Raw genomic sequence first — 18,373 nt, forward strand, 5'->3', positions numbered from 1 at the left:
TCGGGCGTCGTTCTGGTCATTTCAATTGCGCGGCGACTTCGCCGCCACGATGTCGTCGGCCTTGACCCATCCGGGCGTGCCGACGGCAAAACGGGTTTTCGCGCGCGTGGCAAGCTCGCGGGCGGTCTTGTTGTCGCCGCGCAAGTAAGCGGCCTGTGCCGAGGCGAGATCGGCCTCGGCATATTCTCCCTTCCGGCCGTAGGCCATCGCGAGCTGGGTATAGCCGAGCGCCGCCTCAGGCTCTCGCGCCACTGCGGCGCGGAGAATCCGAACGGCCTCGTCCGTGTAGGCCTTATTATCGGTTCCAACCAGAGCCTGCCCAAGTAACATCTCGATGAGGGGTGAATTGTTCGAGAGTGCGACAGCCTTGCGCAGGGCCGGGATCGCCTCGGCCGGCTTGCCGCTTTCCAGCAGGGCCTGGCCGCGCACCTCGTAGAAGTACGGGTTGTTCGGCTGGACCTGGATCAGCGCGTCGATCTGGGTAAGCGCGCTGCGCAAATCGCCGTGCAGATAGGTGCTGATGGCGCGGGCGTAGCGCGCCGGCATGCTGTCATTGGTCTGGGGATAGCGGCGGTACACCGTCTCGGGCCGCTCCATGAAGGCGGATATCTTGGCGCGCACCATGTCGTGGCGGAGCTGGAGCGCGGGATCGTCCTTCTTGTTCCAGTAGGGGCTGGAGCTTGCGAACTCCTGCAGCGCTGCGACGCGTTCGGCCGGCATCGGATGCGACTGCAGATAGGGATCGGCGCCGCGCGCGGCGAACAGGCTCTCGCTGGTGAAGCGCTTGAACGTCTCGTACATGCCCTTCGGGGACTGCTGGGTCGCGGTCAGGAATTTCACGCCGGCTCGGTCGGCGTTCTCCTCCTGCTGGCGCTGGTAGGACAGCAGCGTCCGGCGGATCACCTCCTGCGGAGCGGAGATCGCGGCGGCGCCGGCATTGGCGAGCCCGTTGTTGCCTGCGCTGCTGCGCTGGGTGCTGCCGGCGGCGATCGCGCCGGCGCCGAGCAGCATCGCGATGATCATCTGGGTCTGGGCGGCGGCGAGTTGCTCGCGCAGCTTGGACAGGTGGCCGCCGGCCAGATGCCCGGTCTCGTGCGCGAGCACGCCGATGATCTGGTTCGGCGTTTCCGATTGAAGGATCGCGCCCCAGTTGACGAAGATGCGGCGGCCGTCCGCGACGAAGGCGTTGAACGAGCCGTCGTTGAGGATCACCATCTGGATGTTCTGCTTCTCCAGACCCGCGGCACGGAGGATCGGGCGCGTGTATTCGCGCAGCAGCTGCTCGGTCTCGGTGTCGCGCAGCACTGGCGGCCCCTTGGCCTGCGCGCGCGCGGCCGAGAACGGCGTCAGCGCGATCGCCGCAGCCGTGACGAGGGCGGTGAGGGCGGAGGCCTTCTTGCGCAATGCGATTTGGAGCGACATCAAACGGTCTTGGTCAAACGGTCGGGACAGCTGTTTCGTGATTGGTTTTGGCGATTGGCGGCGGACCGGATACGCGATATGCCCTTGTGAGCCTTACCCCTTATGAGCCGTACAATGCGGCCAGTCTGGGGCGCAAGCGCCCCGTTTTCCGGACCGGTCGCGCCGGCCCGCCAGCGAAATAGCAGAATTCGATGCACGATGCGACATTGAGGAACCGGTTGGGGCAGTGGCTCGCGCCCTCCCGCCGCAGCGATGTTCCCCCGTTTATGGTGATGGACGTTATGGCCGCGGCGGCCCGAATCGAGGCTGCCGGGGGCCATGTCATCCACATGGAGGTCGGCCAGCCCGCGGCCGGGGCGCCCAGGACCGCGATCGCCGCAGCTCATGCGGCGCTCAAGGCGGGGCGGATCGATTATACCTCCGCGCTCGGCATCCCCTCCTTGCGCGAGCGCATCGCACGCCATTATCGCGATGCCCATGGCTGCGACGTCAGCCCTGACAGGATCGTGGTGACCACCGGCTCCTCCGGCGGGTTCATCCTGGCCTTCCTGTCGATGTTCGAGCCGGGCGACCGCGTCGCCGTGACGGTGCCCGGCTATCCGCCCTATCGTCACATCCTCACTGCGCTCGGTTGCGAGCCGGTGCTGATCGAGACCACCAATGACACGCGCCATGCGCTGACCGGCGAGGCCTTGCTCGCGGCCCACCGCAAGGCGCCGCTGAAGGGCGTGCTGGTTGGCAGCCCTGCCAATCCGACGGGAACGATGATGTCCCGCGAAGCGCTCGCCGGCCTCATCACGGCGGCGGAAGACGCCGGGATCCGCTTCATCTCGGACGAGATCTATCACGGGCTCGACTATGCGTTTCCGGCGGTCACCGCGGCCGCGCTCTCCGAGCACGCACTCGTGATCAACTCGTTCTCGAAGTATTTTTGCATGACCGGATGGCGCGTCGGCTGGATGGTCGTCCCCGAAATTTTGGTGCGGCCGATCGAGCGGCTGCAGCAGAACCTGTCGATCTCGGTGCCGTCGCTCTCGCAGATCGCCGCCGAAGCCGCCTTCGACGGTGCGGCCGAGATGGAGGCGATCAAGCACGGCTATCAGGAAAACCGGCGGATCTTGATCGAGGGATTGCCGAAAGCCGGCCTCAGTAAATTCCTGCCCGCCGATGGTGCATTTTATCTCTATGCCGACGTCTCGAATTTTACTTCCGACAGTTTCGAGTTCGCCAAGCAGATGCTGGAGCAGGCACGCGTTGCGGCCACCCCCGGCGTCGATTTCGATCCCCTTCACGGCCGCTCGTTCATTCGCTTTTCCTATGCGCGCTCGCCCGAAGAGATGCGCGAGGCAGTTGACCGGATCGCTCACTGGCTTAAATAGCCGCCAGTTTTCGACCACGTCCGGAGTTCATCTTGTCTGACCGATCTGTCCCGACCGTTGCTGCACCGCATTTCTCTCTCGCCGCGTTGATGTGGCCGACCTGGCCAGGCGAAACCGTCGGTGCGGTGCGCGCCATCGTGCTGGTTGTGCTCGGCACCTTCTTGATGACGCTATCAGCCAAGGTGAGCCTGCCGCTGCCCTACGTGCCGATGACGTTGCAGACGCTGGTGGTGCTGATGATCGGCGCTGCCTATGGCTGGCGTCTTGGCAGCGCAACCATGATCGCTTATCTCGCCGAGGGCGCGCTTGGCGCGCCGGTTTTTGCCGGGCCGGTGGGTGGAATTGCACCACTGGTCGGCCCGACCGCGGGCTATCTTTTCGGTTTCATTGCGGCCGCTTTCGTGACCGGCTGGCTCGCCGAGCGCGGCTGGGATCGCAGCGTGATGCTGCTGTTTGCAGCGATGGCTGCGGGCCATCTCGTCATTTTGGCTGCCGGCTTCGGCTGGCTGGCGTTCGGCCTTGGTCTCGGCCTTGCGAAGGCCTGGCAGGTCGGCATCGTGCCGTTCATTGCGGCTTCGCTGGTCAAGAATGCGCTCGGCGCGACATTGATGCCGGCGGCCCGACGACTGATCGAGCGCCGCCGGTAAAGCGGGCAAAGAGTTCGCGGTTCCAATTGACAGGGCCGGCCAAGTTGATCTTGGCTGGCCCAGCGTTTTGAGGGGGAGTGAAACGATGACGACGACAACGATGGCGGGTGCGCCGATTGCGCAGCCCGCAGCAAAGCCGTGGTACAAGGTTCTCTACGTCCAGGTGCTGATCGCCATCGTGCTCGGCGCCATCGTCGGCTGGCTCTGGCCGACGGTCGCCACCAACGAATGGATCAAGGCGCTCGGCGACGGCTTCATCAAGCTAATCAAGATGGTGATCGCCCCGATCATCTTCTGCACCGTCGTCTCCGGCATCGCCCATATCCAGGATGCCAAGAAGGTCGGCCGCATCGGCGTCAAGGCGCTGGTCTATTTCGAGGTTGTCTCGACTTTCGCCCTGGTGATCGGGCTCATCATCGGCAATCTGGTGAAGCCGGGCGCAGGCTTCGGCAGTGGGGCGGCGAACGAGGCGGCGGTTGCAAATTACGCCAAGCAGGCCGCGGGTCAGAAGTCCGTCGACTTCGTGCTGCACATCATTCCCGACACCGTGGTCGGCGCCTTCGCGCAGGGCGAAATCCTCCAGGTGCTGCTGTTCTCGGTGCTGTTCGGCTTTGCGATCATGAGCCTCGGTGAGCGCGGTCACACCATCCGCAGCTTCATCGACGATGCCGCTCATGCCGTCTTCGGCGTCATCTCCATCGTGATGCGCGCAGCGCCGATCGGCGCGTTCGGCGCGATGGCCTATACGATCGGCAAGTTCGGCACCGGCGCGATCCTCAATCTGGTCGGGCTGATCGCCACCTTCTACGTCACCGCGGCGCTCTTCGTCTTCGTCGTGCTCGGCATCATCGCGCGCCTCGCTGGGTTCTCGATCTTCAAGTTCCTGGCCTACATCAAGGACGAGCTGCTGATCGTGCTCGGCACCTCGTCCTCGGAAAGCGCACTGCCATCTTTGATGGAAAAGCTGGAGCGGCTCGGCTGCTCCAAGTCGGTGGTCGGTCTCGTGGTGCCCACGGGATATTCGTTCAACCTCGACGGCACCAACATCTACATGACGCTGGCGACGCTCTTCATCGCGCAGGCGCTCGGCTACGATCTCAGCTTCAGCCAGCAATTGACCATCCTGGTCGTGGCGATGCTGACCTCGAAGGGCGCCTCCGGCATCACCGGCGCGGGCTTCATCACGCTCGCGGCGACGCTCGCCGTGGTCGACCCGCGCCTTGTGCCGGGCATGGCGATCGTGCTCGGCATCGACAAGTTCATGAGCGAGTGCCGTGCGCTGACCAATCTGTGCGGCAACGGCGTCGCCTGCGTGATCGTCGCCTGGTGGGAGGGGGAGCTCGATCGCGACAAGCTCAACGCCAACCTCGCCAAGCGGATCGACCCGACCGACATGGAGACGGCGATCACGACGGACTGATCCGCAGGCAGCGTCCGTCGGCGCAAGACGCGCCGTCAGGCCTTGAAGTAATAGGGCTGGTCGAGATCCTCGATCAGCCCTTTTTCCTTGGGCGCCCAGCCGAGTGCGGCGCGCGTCTCCGCGCTCGAGGTGGGAACATCGACGGCGGCAAACCGCGCGAACCAGCCGAAATGCGCCTCCGCTTCCTCGGCGGATTTCGAGACCACGGGCACGCCGAGCCTCTTGCCGATCACCTCCGCGATCGCCTTGAACGGCACGCCTTGCTCGGCGATGGCGTGATAGCGGCGCGCGGATGCGCCTTGTTCGAGCGCGAGCCGGTAGATCCGCGCGGCGTCGAAGCGGTGTACGGCCGGCCAGCGATTGCCGCCATCGCCGATATAGGCCGCCGCGCCTTTCTCGCGGGCGATCGCGATCAGGCGAGGGACGAAGCCGTGATCGCCCTCGCCATGGGTGGTGGGCGGCAGCCGCACGATGCCGGCCCGGATGCCCTGCTGCATGAGGTCTTCGGCGGCTGCTTCCGACACGCGCGGAAAGTGGCGAGCTGCGACATCGTCCTCGGTGGCGAGCCGTCCCGGCGCGAGCAATGCGACGCCCGAGGTGACGATCAGCGGGCGCTCGGATCCTTTCAGCGCCGCGCCGAGCGCGAGGATCGCGCGGCGGTCGAGCTCGCAATTCTCGGCGAATTTCGAGAAGTCGTGGTTGAAGGCGAGGTGCAGCACGCCGTCGGAGCCGGCCGCGCCGCTGCGCAAGGACGCGTGATCCTCCAGCGAGCCGTGATGGATTTCGGCGCCCATCGCGGTGAGGGCGTCCGCAGCGGCACCGGTCCGGGCGAGGCCGGCAACGCGATGGCCGGCGGCGATCAGGTCAGCAACGACGGCGGAGCCGACGAAGCCGGTGGCTCCGGTGACGAATACGCGCATGAGCAATCTCCAGGGAAGCAGTCGGGCTTGGCGGAGAGCAGCATCGGCGCTAGAATTATCCGGGTAAAGTAGTGACAGTATCAGGGTATAATAGCTAACAGGATGAGCGAGACCGCCTCCGCCGAAAATCTGCTCGGGGCCTACCTGAAGGACCGCCGCACCCGGCTCGATGCCGCCGCGTTCGGCTTTGCCGGCAGCCGCAGGCGTACGCCCGGCCTGCGCCGCGAGGAGGTGGCGCAGCGCGCCAATATCAGTCCCACCTGGTACACCTGGCTGGAGCAGGGCCGGGGCGGGGCGCCGTCGGCCGACGTGCTGGATCGCATTGCGCGCGCCCTGCTGCTGACCGATGTCGAGCGCGAGCATCTGTTCCTGATCGGCCTCGGCCGCCCCCCGGAGGTGCGCTACCAGGCCAGCGAAGGCGTTTCTCCGCGGCTGCAGCGGGTGCTCGACGCGCTTGCGTTCAGCCCGGCGCTGGTGCGCACCGCGACCTGGGACGTCGTCGCGTGGAATCGCGCCGCAACTGCGGTGTTGACCGATTACGGTGCGATCCCGCCGGGACAGCGCAACATCTTGCGCTTCATCTTCTGCGATCCGCGCGTGCGCGCCGCGCAATACGACTGGGACAGCGTGGCGCGCTTCGTCGTGGCCGCATTCCGGGCCGATGCCGCGCGCGCGGGCGCGGTCTCGCATGTCGCCGATTTCGTCGACGAGATGTGCCGGAGCAGCCCGGAATTCGCAAGCCTCTGGCGCGACAACGACGTGCGCCATCAGGGCGACGGCACCAAGCGGCTGCGCCATCCCGTGCACGGCACGATGTCGTTCGAATATTCCAGCTTCAACGTCGAGGGCCGTTCCGATCTCAGCATGATCGTCTACAACCCGGCGACGCCTGAGGATGCCGAGCGGATCAGAAAGCTTCTGACTGAGCGGGAAGGCTGACGGAATTTTCGACCTCGCGCGTTTAACCCGCATCTCGGACCTCGAAGGGGGGGCGATCGCGTGGGCAATGCGGCGGCAAATCAGACGGTAGCGCAGGCGGCGGAACATTTTGCGGCGGGGCGACCCGAGCGGGCAGGCGTGCTTTGCGAGGAGGTTCTGAAGGCCGAACCGGATCACGTGCCGGCGCTGCATCTGGCCGCCGTGGCCGCCTTCGTCACAGATCGCGCGGCCGAGGGCGCGGTGCTGCTGCGCCGCATCTTCACCGTCGATCCCGACCACGCGCCCGCGCTCGTCACGCTTGGCGATGCGCTGGCGGTGAAGGGAGAGCAGGAGGGGGCGGTGGCGGCGTTCCGGCGCGCCCTGATCCGGCGGCCCGACGATGCCGGCCTGCACAACAAGCTCGGCGTCGCGCTCGGCGAGCTCGCCCGCTTCGAGGAGGCGGAATCCGCCTATCGCGGTGCGCTGGCGCTCGATGCGCATCTGACCCGCGCCAGCTTCAATCTCGCCGTCGCGCTCGCCGGACAGGGACGGCTCGCCGAGGCGGAAGAAGCCTATCGCGCGGTCATTGCAAGAGAGCCTGCCTATCGTGGCGCCTGGCTCAATCTAGGCAATCTCCTGATGGACCAGGCGCGGCTCGACGAGGCGGAAACCGCGTATCGTCATGCCCTCGAGATCGACCCCGACGATGCCGGGGTGCTCTGCAATCTCGGCGCCGTGCTGTATCGGCGCGGGGCGCTCGAAGATTCCATCAGTTCGTACCGCCGTGCGATCGCGCTCGCGCCGGACCATGGTCCGGCGCAGCGCGTGCTCGGCCTCGTGCTGCACGAGGCCGGTCACCTCGGGGAGGCCGCCGCGATCTACCGGCAAATCTTTGCGCGGGATTCATCGGATCACGTCATCGCAAGCAATCTCGGTGCCTGTCTCTCCGAGCTCGGCACACTCGACGAGGCGATCGCCGCCTGCGAGCACGCGCTGCTCGTGCGGCCCGATCACGCCCCGGCCTGGACCAATCTCGGCATCATCTTCGAGAAGCAGGGTCGCGCGGAGGATGCGGTTGCTGCACATCGCTGCGCGGTCGCGGCCGACCCAGCCTACGCCAAGGGCCACGCCAATCTCGCGGTCGCCCTGCGCAATGCCGGCGAGATCGACGCGGCGCTCGCGGCCTCGCATCGTGCAATCGCGCTCGATCCGGAGCAGCCGCTCGCACAGTACAACCACGCGCATTTCCTGTTGATGAACGGCGACTTCGCGGCCGGCTTCGAAGCCTATCGCTGGCGGCGCAAATGCAGGACGTTGTCGGACGGCGATCCCACCTTCAGCGAGCCGGAATGGCAGGGCGAGCCGCTCGACGGCCGCACCTTGCTGCTGTTCGCCGAATACGGGCTCGGCGATGCCCTGCATTTCGTGCGCTATGTGCCGATGGTCGCCGCGCGCGGCGGCAAGATCGTGCTCCAGGTCCAGCCGGCGCTGGCGCTTCTGTTGCGGCAGCTCCCCTATGTCACCGTGGTCGCGCGCGGCGAGCCGCTGCCGCCATTCGATTTGCAAATTCCGTTGATGAGCCTGCCGCGGATCTTCGGCACCACGCTTCACACGGTGCCGGCCGACGTTCCGTATCTTCATGCCGATTCCGCAAAGGTCTCCCGGTGGCGCGCGGCGCTTGCGGATGTGACGGCGCTGAAGGTCGGCGTGGCATGGGCCGGCAATATCAAGCACAAGGGCGACCGGCAGCGTTCGCTCTCGGCAGAGGCGGTGCTGCCGCGCCTGGTGATGCCCGGCGTGCAGCTCTACTCTTTGCAAAAGGAGCCGCGTCCCGAGGATGTTCCGGTGCTGGCGGCGCTCGGCAACGACGTCGTCGACCTTGCGCCTGCGCTTGCCGATTTCAGCGACACGGCCGCGGCGGTTGCCGCGCTCGATCTCGTCATCGCGGTCGATACCTCGGTTGCCCATCTCGCCGGCGCTCTCGCTCGTCCGGTGTGGATGCTGACGCCCTATGCGCTCGATTGGCGCTGGCTGCGCGAGCGCGAGGACAGCCCGTGGTATCCGACCATGCGCCTGTTCCGCCAGCGCGCCCCGCGCGAATGGGAGGATCCGCTGATGCGCCTGTCGGCGGCGCTTGCGGTGCTCGCCGCGCGTGGCGAAGGTTAGAAGCGCTCCGGCCGGTACGGCGCAGGATCGATCGCCGGCGTCTCGCCGCTCATGATCTCGGCGAGCAGACGTCCGGTCGCGGGTCCCAGGGTAAAGCCCTGATGGCCGTGGCCGAAATTCATCCAGAGGCCCGGGTGACGCGGAGCCTGCCCGAGCACCGGCAGCATGTCGGGCGTGCAGGGGCGGGTGCCGAACCAGGGATCCGGCTCGACGCGCTTGCCGAGGTCGATCAGCTCGCGCGCGGAGCCTTCCGCGCTGGCGAGCTGTACGGGTGTGGCGAGCGCATCCATGCCGGTCAATTCGGCGCCGGTGGTGATGCGGATTCCCTTCGCCATCGGCCCCATGGCGTAGCCGCCGGCTTTGTCGACCAGCGGCAGATCGAGCGATGCGCCGCCGCTGTAATGCATGTGATAGCCGCGCTTGCGCACCAGGGGGATGCGATAGCCGAATTTGGTGAGAAGGTCGGGCGACCACGGGCCGAGGGTGACGACGGCGTAGGCGGCATCGAGGCGCCCCTGGTCCGTGTCGACCGACCAGCCGGTCGCGGTCTGTCGCAACGACTGTGCATCGCCGAGCACGAGGGTGCCGCCGAGGCGCTCGAACAGCTCGGCATAGGCCGTGACCAGCGCGCCCGGATCGGACACCGTCCAGGTGTCGAGCCAATGGATCGCGCCGGGCAGGTCGTCACGCAAGAGCGGCTCGGCCCTGGCGAGCTCGCTGCCGGAGAGCACGCGGAAATTCACGCCGAATTCGCGGCGGTCCTCCTCCGCCGTCTTGATCGCGAGATCGAATGCAGCGGCGTCGCGATGCAGCATACGATAGCCGGCGCGACGGATCAGATTGTCGGCGTGAGCCTGCCGAATGAGGATGTCGTGTTCCGAAGTCGCATAGGCGATCAGTCGCGCCCACGCTTCGATCGCCTCGCGGTGACGCTTCGGCGCCGAGTGCCACCAGTAGCGGAGCAGGGGCTCGATATGGAGGTGAAGCGACGACAGGCTGTAGCGCACGTCGTTGGTGCGGCCGGTCGCGATCTTCAGGAGGGTCGCAAGGTCGCGCGGCATCGGATAGGGGCGGACCGCTTCGGCCTGGATCATCCCGGCGTTGCCGTAGCTGGTCTCGCGGCCCGGCTCCCTGCGGTCGACGAGCGTGACGGCCCAGCCGCGTTGCCGCAGATGCAGTGCCGCACTGACACCGACCATGCCGCCGCCGAGAACGATTGCGCTTTGCATCGGAAGAGTTCTCCTGTCTGACCGCGTCATTCCCAAGTGACGAAGCCGGGAGCGGACGATGGAGCCGGCGCCGCGGCGAGCCGCGCCAGGTCGGGCAAGAGGCGACGCGGTTCGGCAGCGCTGGAATCGCCAAGCTCGGACAATGCCGCTCCCCGTTCAGATTGCGAAAACGGCTTAGCACATCGGGACAAGTGCGAAACAAAAACGCCCGGCGGAGCCGGGCGTTCTGCAAGGGATGTTCGGCTCTACTCGCCGCCGCCGAAGCGGCGCGACCACCAGCCGGCGCGACGCGGGGCGGCCGGCGTTTCGCTGCCCGGTTCCGGCGCGGGCTCAGCTGCCGGCACCGGCGGGGCGACCGGTTCGGCCGCCTGCGCAACCGGCGCTGCCGGCTCGCTCGGGCTGCTCGACAGGAAGCTTACCTTTTCGCGGACCGTGGAGCGGCGCCGTGCGGCCTTGTCGTCGGTGGGTTCTTCCGCGGCGACGGGCTCGGGCTGGGCCGGTGCCTCGGTCTGCACCTCGGTGCGCGGCTCAGGCTGAGAAACGTGCGGCTCGGCGCTGTGCTCGGCTTGGGCAATCGGGGGCGCAGCCTCGCTGCCGAAACCGTCGAAATCGGCGACTGCGTCGCTCGCTTCCGGCGGCGCATTGACCGCGAGCTCGTCGCTGATGGAGCCGGCGAGACCGTCCTCGCCGCCACCACGCCGGCGACGGCCGCCGCGGCGTCCGCGCCGACGACGGCGGTCACCGTTGCCCTGCTGCTCGCCGCGAGCTCCCTGTTCCTCGCCTTCTTCGCCATCCTGCTCGGACTCGGCATCCTCTTCGCCTTCGCCGGACGCAACAGCCGCCTCGGGAAGGGTGGCAGGGCTATCCTCGCGCAACTCGCCCTCGCGCTGGCCGCCGCGGCCGCGCCGGCGCCGGCGCCGCTTGCGACGCTGGCCGTCCTGATCGATCGCGGCTTCGCCGGATGCCTGCTCCTCGGCGAGACCTTCGGTCTCTTCGGTTTCGACCTCGGATTCGGTCTCGATGTCGAAACCGTCCTCATCATCAAAAGCGTCTTCGATCACAGGTGGCGGGCTTGCAGCCGCCTGTGCCGCCAGCAGCGCCTTGGCGGCTTCCAGCGTATGCACCTGCTCGCCGCGGTCGATCAGGTAGGCCTGCGGCCCGGTGACGCTGGGATCTGCGATCACCGACAGGGTGACCTTGAAGCCGTTCTCGAGATCGCGCAGATGGCCGCGCTTGTGGTTCAGAACATAGAGTGCGACGTCGGTGCGGGTGCGGACCACAAGGTTGTGGGTCGCGCCCTTCATCAGGATCTCTTCGAGGCCGCGCAGCAGCTGCAGCGCCACCGAGGACACCGAACGGACATGGCCGGTGCCGCCGCAATGCGGGCAGGGATCGGTCGAGGATTCAAGCACGCTGGCGCGGATGCGCTGGCGCGACATCTCGAGCAGGCCGAAATGCGAGATGCGGCCGACCTGGATGCGCGCGCGATCCTGCCTGAGGCAGTCGGACAGCTTGCGCTCGACCGCGCGGTTGTTGCGCTTCTCGTCCATGTCGATGAAATCGATGACGATCAGGCCGGCGAGGTCGCGCAAGCGAAGCTGGCGGGCGACCTCTTCGGCCGCCTCCAGATTGGTCTTGAGCGCGGTGTCCTCGATATGGTGCTCGCGGGTCGATCGTCCGGAGTTGACGTCGATCGAGACCAGCGCCTCGGTCTGGTTGATCACGATGTAGCCGCCGGAGCGCAGTTGCACGGTCGGCGAGAACATCGCGTCCAGCTGGCTCTCGACGCCCATGCGCGAGAACAGCGGCTGGCCGTCGCGATACTGCCTCACCGCGCTGACATTGGCGGGCATCAGCATCTTCATGAAGTCGCGCGCTTCGCGGTAGCCGGACTCGCCGGCCACCGAGATCTCGTCGATCTCCTTGTTGTAGAGGTCGCGCAGCGAGCGCTTGATCAGCGAGCCTTCCTCGTAGACGAGGGTCGGGGCCTGCGACTTCAGCGTGAGGTCGCGCACCGTCTCCCACATCCGGATCAGGTACTCGAAATCGCGCTTGATCTCGGGCTTGGTCCGGGCGGCGCCCGCGGTGCGCAGGATGATGCCCATGCCCTCGGGCACGTCGAGGTCCTGCACCACTTCCTTCAGGCGCGAACGGTCCTGGGCCGAGGTGATCTTGCGGCTGATGCCGCCGCCGCGGGCGGTGTTCGGCATCAGCACGGCATAGCGGCCGGCGAGTGACAGATAGGTCGTCAGCGCCGCGCCCTTGTTGCCGCGCTCTTCCTTGACGACCTGCACCAGCATGACCTGGCGGCGCTTGATGACTTCCTGGATCTTGTACTGGCGGCGCGGGCGGAAGGTGCGTTCCGGGACTTCCTCCAGCACATCGTCGCCGCCGACGGATTCGACGTGCTCCTCTTCGGCTTCCTCGCCGTCCTCGTCCTCGTCGTCTTCCTCGTCGGACTCATGGAGAGGAGCATCGGAGCTCTCGTCGGCTGCGTACGCGGCGTCGGCCGGTTCGGTGGAGGCGGTCACGGCTTCAGCGAGAGCCTCGACATGCGTCTCGGCGGCGGAAGCCTCCGGCGGTTCGGCCGCGGTCTCGGTTGCGACCACGGGCTCGGCGCCGACGGCCGCGACAGGCGCGGGCGTCTCGCCGGCATGATCATGGTCGTGATGGCCGTCATGACCATGGTCATGATCGTGACGGTGATCGTCATCATGGCCATGCTGATGATCGTCGTGCCCGTGCGCCTCATGGTCATGATCGTGGTGATCATGGTCGCCATGTTCGTGGTCGTGATGTTCGTGGTCGTGATGCTCGTGGCCGACGTGCTCGCCGTGATGCTCTGCATCGGCGTGCAGATGCTCGCCCTCGTGCGGCGCCCCCTCGGTGTGCAGGGCCTCGCCCTCGATCGGCTGGGCGGCGGGATCGGCGCCGGCATCGAGGCCTTCGACGATGTCACTGCGCACGCGCTCGCCGTGACCGCGGCGACGGGCGTTGCGGTGGCGCGAACGGCGGCGGCCGTGGGAGCGGTTCTCGCTCTCTTCCTCGGCCTCGCGATGGGCCTGCTCCTCGGCCTCGATCAGCGCCTGCCGGTCGGCGACCGGGATCTGGTAATAGTCGGGGTGGATTTCGCTGAAGGCGAGGAAGCCGTGGCGGTTGCCGCCATATTCGACGAAGGCGGCCTGAAGCGAGGGTTCGACCCTTGTGACCTTGGCGAGGTAGATATTCCCGCGCAGTTGCTTGCGTTGTGCGGTCTCGAAGTCAAACTCTTCGACGCGATTGCCGCGGACCACGACGACCCGGGTCTCTTCCGGGTGGGTGGCATCGATCAACATCTTGTTGGGCATGTCTTAACTCTTGGCGGCGGCGGGCGCGATTCACCGTGGGCGCGTATCGCGCCGCCGGGTGACGCGACGGTCCACCTGATTCGGGGGTGAGGGGAAGGCCGAAACGCCGTCTCTCGCGCCTTGCCGAACCGGAAGCTTCAGGACCATGGCGGCGTGCGGGATTTTCACTCCGCAGCGTCGCGAATGGTCCTTCAGAATTCGTCGGCACAGTCTGGCGCATCAAGCGTCGGCCCGTATGAAACACTGGGCGGCGAGGCCGCCCTTCAATCAGTTGCTGTTGGCCAGGCATGGCGCGAGCGCGCTCGCCTTGGGGGATCACGAACCGCTCCCCTGGGATCAAGGGACCGGGTAATGGGTTACATCGCTGTCAGAACCGCCCGGGCAAGTGGAGTGGTAACCCGAGACCGTTCCGCCGCCGACGCTTGACCCGTTCCACCTCGCTGCCGCGCACCGCGCTGGCCTTAGAGGGAAATGGAAAACGCTGGAATTCCCAAACCTTGGGAGTTCCGGCGCTGCGCCGGCAGGCTGAATGCGACACAACCGGAAATATCGGCCGTCAGCATTCCGTACATACGAGGAATGAGCCATCCGTGCAAGGGAGCGTCGCATGGCGGTCACAGTCAGAGAGTTTCGCGCTTCCGTCATTAAGGATCAATTAACCCTGTGGTTCTATTGCGTTAAAAGGGCTGCTCGGAGGCACGGAATCGGTGGCGAGCCGCACAAATCAACGGGTCTTGCTGGTATGCGCGCTGCTGTGCGCCGCGGCATTGCCATGGGCTGATTCATCGCGTCTGAAGGCGGCGGAAAGCGAGCTGCAACCCGCTGTTGCGGCGTCGAATTTTCCAATCGCTTCGGGCGCCCGGCTGGCCGGCGATGGCAAGCAGACCCGCTTCATTCTCGACCTCGATCAGGCCATCACTTTCCGCGCCGTCACGCTGGCCGACCCCTTTCGGGTGGTCGTTGACGTGCCGCAGCTCAGTTTTCAGCTGCCCGCCGGCACGGGGGCGGGAGGACGCGGACTGGTGAAGGCCTTCCGCTACGGGCTCGTCATGCCCGGCGGCTCACGAATCGTGTTCGATCTGACGGGACCTGCCCGGATCGCCAAGTCCTACGTGCTCGAGGCGGCCAACGGCCAGCCGGCCCGGCTTGTGCTGGAGCTGGAGGAGGTCGACCGAGCCGCCTTCGTGCAGTCGCTCGCACCCGAAAACCGCCCCGAGTTGCGGCCCACGATCGCCGAGGCGCAGCCTGCAACGGCTCCCGCCGCGACTGGCCCTGACACGGCGCAGCAGAAGGCCGATGGTCGCCCGGTGGTCGTGATCGATCCCGGCCATGGCGGCATCGACAATGGCACGCAGTCGAGCGGGGAGAGCGAGAAGAACCTGGTGCTGGCCTTCGGGCTGGCGCTGCGCGACAAGCTTGAGAAGGCCGGCAAGTACCGCGTGGTCATGACCCGGGACGACGACACCTTCATTCCCCTCAATGACCGGACCAAGATCGCCCGCAATCTCAAGGCCGCCTTGTTTGTCTCGATTCACGCCGATGCGCTGCCGCGTGCCGAGGGCGACGCGCAAGGCGCGACCATCTATACGCTGTCCGACAAGGCCTCCGACGCCGAAGCCCAGCGGCTGGCGGACGCGGAAAACCGGGCGGATGCGATCGCCGGCTTCAACCTGGCGGAGGAACCGACCGACGTCGCGGACATCCTGATCGATCTGACGCAGCGGGAAACCCGCACTTTTTCAAATCGTTTTGCCCGCCTCTTGATGGGGGAAATGAAGTCGACGGTGCGGATGCACAAGCATCCTCTGAAGTCGGCCGGCTTCCGGGTCCTGAAAGCGCCTGACGTGCCCTCGGTGCTGGTCGAGATCGGTTATGTCTCCAACAAGGGCGACCTCGAGCACCTCGTCTCCGAGGGCTGGCGGTCCAAGGCGGTGGGCTCGATGGCGCAGGCGATCGACGGGTTCCTGACCAAACGGATGGCCACCGCGGGATCGTCGAATTGACGATCCGGGGATCGTCAATTGTCGACCCGGGGATCGTAAATGCACGACCCGGGGAACGTCGAATTGATGGCCCGGGGGGCTTCGAACTGAAAGGGTTTTTCCGTCTTGCCGTAAAAGCCCTAGTTTGGCCACAGCGGGCGCTTTATAAAAATGCGGCAGGGGGTTCCGGAATCGGCGAGAATCCCGTTCGGCACGCGTCTTAAGTCCGGCATCGATGGTATTGTGTAAGCCGGTGAATTCGCGACGTGAGGTTGGCGCCAGTTTGAGGTGCCAAGGGACCGATACTGGGCTGATTCAGAGTTTGAACGGATAAACACATAATGCGCTTGCTGGTGCGGTTCATGGGCTTCCTGTTCGCCGCGGGAACGGTGGTGTTCCTTGTCGGTGTCGGAGCCGTGGCAGGCTTGATCTGGCATTTCTCCAAGGACTTGCCGGACTACTCTCAGCTCCAGGATTACGAGCCGCCGGTCATGACCCGCGTGCACGCGGTCGACGGTTCGCTGGTCGGTGAATACGCCAAGGAGCGGCGGCTCTATCTGCCGATCCAGGCGGTGCCCAAGCTCGTGATCAACGCGTTCCTGGCAGCCGAGGACAAGAATTTCTACGAGCATGGCGGCATCGACTACACCGGCATGGCGCGCGCCGGTTTGGTTTATCTGCAGAACTACGGCTCCAACCGCCGTCCGCAGGGTGCGTCCACGATCACCCAGCAGGTCGCCAAGAATTTCCTTCTCACCAACGAGGTCTCGTTCGCCCGCAAGATCAAGGAAGCCTTGCTGGCGATGCGTATCGAGAAGACCTATTCGAAGGACAAGATTCTCGAGCTGTATCTGAACGAGATCTATCTCGGTCTCGGCGCCTACGGCATCGCGGCGGCCTCGCTGGTCTATTTCGACAAATCGGTGAACGAGCTGACGGTCGCTGAGGCGTCCTATCTGGCCGCGCTGCCGAAGATGCCGGCGACGCTGCATCCGGTGCGCAATCGCGACCGCGCCATCGAGCGCCGCAACTACGTGATCGACCGCCTCCTGGAGAACGGCTGGATCAAGCAGGCCGACGCCGACAAGGCGCGCAAGGAGCCGCTGGCCGTCACCAGCCGGTCCAATGGCGCCCACACCTTCGCCGGCGAATATTTCGCCGAGGAAGTTCGCCGCGACATCTTCGAGCGCTACGGCGAGAAGAAGCTGTACGAGGGCGGTCTCTCGGTCCGCACCACGCTCGATCCGAAGATCCAGGTCATGGCGCGCAAGGCGATGGTCACGGGGCTCGTGAACTATGACGAGCAGCAAGGCTATCGCGGCGCCATGAGCAAGCTCGATGTGTCGGGCGATTGGGGCGTCAAGCTGGCCGAGATCAAGTCGCTCTCCGACATCTCGCCATGGCGCATGGCGGTGGTGCTGGAGACCAGCGACCAGTCGGCGCGCATCGGCTTCCAGCCGAGCCGCGAGCTCGGTGGCGCCGTGAGCAAGCAGCGCGAGACCGGCATCGTCACGGTTGACGGCGTGCGCTGGGCGAGGGCGGCCCAGGGCAATGCCAAGGGCAAGACCCCGACCTCCGTGGCGCAGGTGCTGCAGCCCGGCGACGTGATCTATGCCGATCCCCTCTACTCCAAGGAGGGACAGCCGGTTGAAGGCCAGTACCGCCTGCGTCAGATCCCCGAAGTGTCCGGCGCGATGGTGGCGATGGATCCCTGGACCGGCCGCGTGCTTGCGATGGTCGGCGGCTTCTCGTTCGACCAGAGCCAGTTCAACCGCGCCACGCAGGCGTACCGGCAGCCGGGATCGTCGTTCAAGCCGATCGTCTATTCGGCGGCGCTCGACAACGGCTATACGCCTTCGACCGTCGTGCTCGATGCTCCCATCGAAATCGATCAAGGCCAGGGCGCCGGCGTGTGGCGGCCGGAAAACTTCTCCTCGGGCAAGTTCCAGGGACCGGTGACGCTGCGCAACGCACTGCGGCAATCCCTCAACACGGTGACGGTGCGCCTCGCGCAGGACATCGGCATGCCCCTGATCGGCGAATATGCCCGCCGTTTCGGCGTCTATGACGAGCTGCCGAACTATCTCTCCTACGCACTCGGCGCCGGCGAGACGACGGCGATGCGCATGGTCACGGCCTATTCGATGCTCGCCAATGGCGGCCGCCGGGTGAAGCCGACCCTGATCGACCGCATCCAGGACCGCTACGGCCACACCATCTTCAAGCATGACCAGCGCGAATGCCGCGGCTGCGATGCGCCCGGCGGCTGGAAGAACCAGCCCGAGCCGCAGCTGATCGATCGCCGCGAGCAGGTGCTGGACTCCATGACCGCCTACCAGATCACCGAGCTGATGGAAGGCGTGGTCCAGGCCGGTACCGCGACCGTGGTCAAGGAGGTCGGCAAGCCTGTCGCCGGCAAGACCGGCACCACCAACGAGGCCAAGGACGCCTGGTTCGTCGGCTTCTCGCCCGACGTCGCCGTCGCCATCTATATGGGCTACGACAAACCGCGTCCGCTGGGTAAGGGCAATGCCGCAACCGGCGGCCATCTGGCGGCGCCCATCGCGCGCGATTTCCTCAAGCTCGCGCTTGCCGACAAGCCTGCGGTTCCGTTCAAGGTGCCGGCCGGCATCAAGCTCGTCCGCGTTGTCTCCAAGACCGGCATGCGCGCAGGTCCCGGCGAGACCGGCGGTACCATCCTCGAAGCCTTCAAGCCGGGCACGGCGCCGCCGGACAATTATTCGGTCATTGGTGTCGCCGACGCCGACGGCCGCGGTGGCGGCATGCCGGCCTCACAGCAGCAGCAGCCGGATTCCGGCTTCTTCATGCGGCCGGGCACCGGTGGGCTGTACTAAGGCTTAGGACAAGACGGACGTTCGCGGTTCCGGCGGTTGCGCTTTGCAGCCGCCGCCGCTACATCCCCAGCTCAATTGGATGCGGGCC

12 protein-coding genes are annotated in these 18,373 nt (G+C 66.2%); 8 read left to right on the plus strand and 4 right to left on the minus strand.

Annotation, left to right across the window (positions count from 1 at the left end; all coding sequences use genetic code 11):
- Nucleotides 1-21: 21 nt before the first annotated feature.
- Nucleotides 22-1,422, minus strand: coding sequence for a M48 family metalloprotease (locus CO669_RS16695; RefSeq protein WP_097660885.1), 1,401 nt, complete (start codon nucleotides 1,420-1,422; stop codon nucleotides 22-24).
- 191 nt (nucleotides 1,423-1,613) lie between these two features.
- On the opposite strand from CO669_RS16695, the gene CO669_RS16700 reads away from it, so the two are divergent.
- From CO669_RS16700 to CO669_RS16710, 3 genes are all read left to right on the plus strand, one after another.
- Complete coding sequence (locus CO669_RS16700; RefSeq protein ID WP_097660886.1) at nucleotides 1,614-2,801, plus strand: pyridoxal phosphate-dependent aminotransferase; 1,188 nt, start codon at nucleotides 1,614-1,616, stop codon at nucleotides 2,799-2,801.
- An 89-nt stretch (nucleotides 2,802-2,890) separates the two neighbouring features.
- Nucleotides 2,891-3,448, plus strand: coding sequence for a biotin transporter BioY (locus CO669_RS16705; protein ID WP_097660887.1), 558 nt, complete (start codon nucleotides 2,891-2,893; stop codon nucleotides 3,446-3,448).
- A gap of 85 nt (nucleotides 3,449-3,533) precedes the next feature.
- Nucleotides 3,534-4,868: a dicarboxylate/amino acid:cation symporter gene (locus tag CO669_RS16710; RefSeq protein ID WP_097660888.1), complete on the plus strand. Its 1,335-nt coding sequence runs from the start codon at nucleotides 3,534-3,536 to the stop codon at nucleotides 4,866-4,868.
- 35 nt (nucleotides 4,869-4,903) lie between these two features.
- Here the strand turns inward: CO669_RS16710 and CO669_RS16715 are convergent, their stop codons facing one another.
- Nucleotides 4,904-5,788, minus strand: coding sequence for an SDR family oxidoreductase (locus CO669_RS16715; protein ID WP_097660889.1), 885 nt, complete (start codon nucleotides 5,786-5,788; stop codon nucleotides 4,904-4,906).
- A gap of 102 nt (nucleotides 5,789-5,890) precedes the next feature.
- On the opposite strand from CO669_RS16715, the gene CO669_RS16720 reads away from it, so the two are divergent.
- Together CO669_RS16720 and CO669_RS16725 are read left to right on the plus strand one after the other, a co-directional pair.
- A complete protein-coding gene (locus tag CO669_RS16720) occupies nucleotides 5,891-6,727 on the plus strand; it encodes a helix-turn-helix transcriptional regulator (RefSeq protein ID WP_097660890.1) in 837 nt (278 codons plus the stop codon).
- A gap of 60 nt (nucleotides 6,728-6,787) precedes the next feature.
- Nucleotides 6,788-8,872 (plus strand): tetratricopeptide repeat protein, encoded by a 2,085-nt coding sequence (locus CO669_RS16725; protein ID WP_097660891.1) that lies wholly within the window; start codon nucleotides 6,788-6,790, stop codon nucleotides 8,870-8,872.
- Here CO669_RS16725 and CO669_RS16730 read toward each other — a convergent pair.
- Together CO669_RS16730 and CO669_RS16735 are read right to left on the minus strand one after the other, a co-directional pair.
- Nucleotides 8,869-10,101 (minus strand): NAD(P)/FAD-dependent oxidoreductase, encoded by a 1,233-nt coding sequence (locus tag CO669_RS16730; protein ID WP_097660892.1) that lies wholly within the window; start codon nucleotides 10,099-10,101, stop codon nucleotides 8,869-8,871. The two genes, CO669_RS16725 and CO669_RS16730, sit on opposite strands and share 4 nt — an antisense overlap.
- Nucleotides 10,102-10,346: 245 nt before the next feature.
- Nucleotides 10,347-12,710 carry an Rne/Rng family ribonuclease gene (locus CO669_RS16735; RefSeq protein ID WP_283806793.1) on the minus strand — a complete coding sequence of 788 codons (2,364 nt, stop codon included), beginning with the start codon at nucleotides 12,708-12,710 and terminating at the stop codon, nucleotides 10,347-10,349.
- Between CO669_RS16735 and CO669_RS36530 the strand changes: the two genes are divergently transcribed.
- The 3 genes from CO669_RS36530 to CO669_RS16745 all read left to right on the plus strand — a co-directional run bounded on the left by CO669_RS36530 (nucleotide 12,654) and on the right by CO669_RS16745 (nucleotide 18,285).
- Nucleotides 12,654-13,538 carry a hypothetical protein gene (locus tag CO669_RS36530; RefSeq protein WP_283806794.1) on the plus strand — a complete coding sequence of 295 codons (885 nt, stop codon included), beginning with the start codon at nucleotides 12,654-12,656 and terminating at the stop codon, nucleotides 13,536-13,538. The two genes, CO669_RS16735 and CO669_RS36530, sit on opposite strands and share 57 nt — an antisense overlap.
- Nucleotides 13,539-14,155: 617 nt before the next feature.
- Entirely contained in the window at nucleotides 14,156-15,451 is a 1,296-nt protein-coding gene (locus CO669_RS16740; RefSeq protein ID WP_097660894.1) for an N-acetylmuramoyl-L-alanine amidase, read from the plus strand.
- A 320-nt stretch (nucleotides 15,452-15,771) separates the two neighbouring features.
- Nucleotides 15,772-18,285, plus strand: coding sequence for a penicillin-binding protein 1A (locus CO669_RS16745; protein WP_097660895.1), 2,514 nt, complete (start codon nucleotides 15,772-15,774; stop codon nucleotides 18,283-18,285).
- Nucleotides 18,286-18,373: the final 88 nt, after the last annotated feature.

This window comes from Bradyrhizobium sp. Y36 (genome assembly GCF_002531575.1).
Lineage (GTDB): Bacteria > Pseudomonadota > Alphaproteobacteria > Rhizobiales > Xanthobacteraceae > Bradyrhizobium.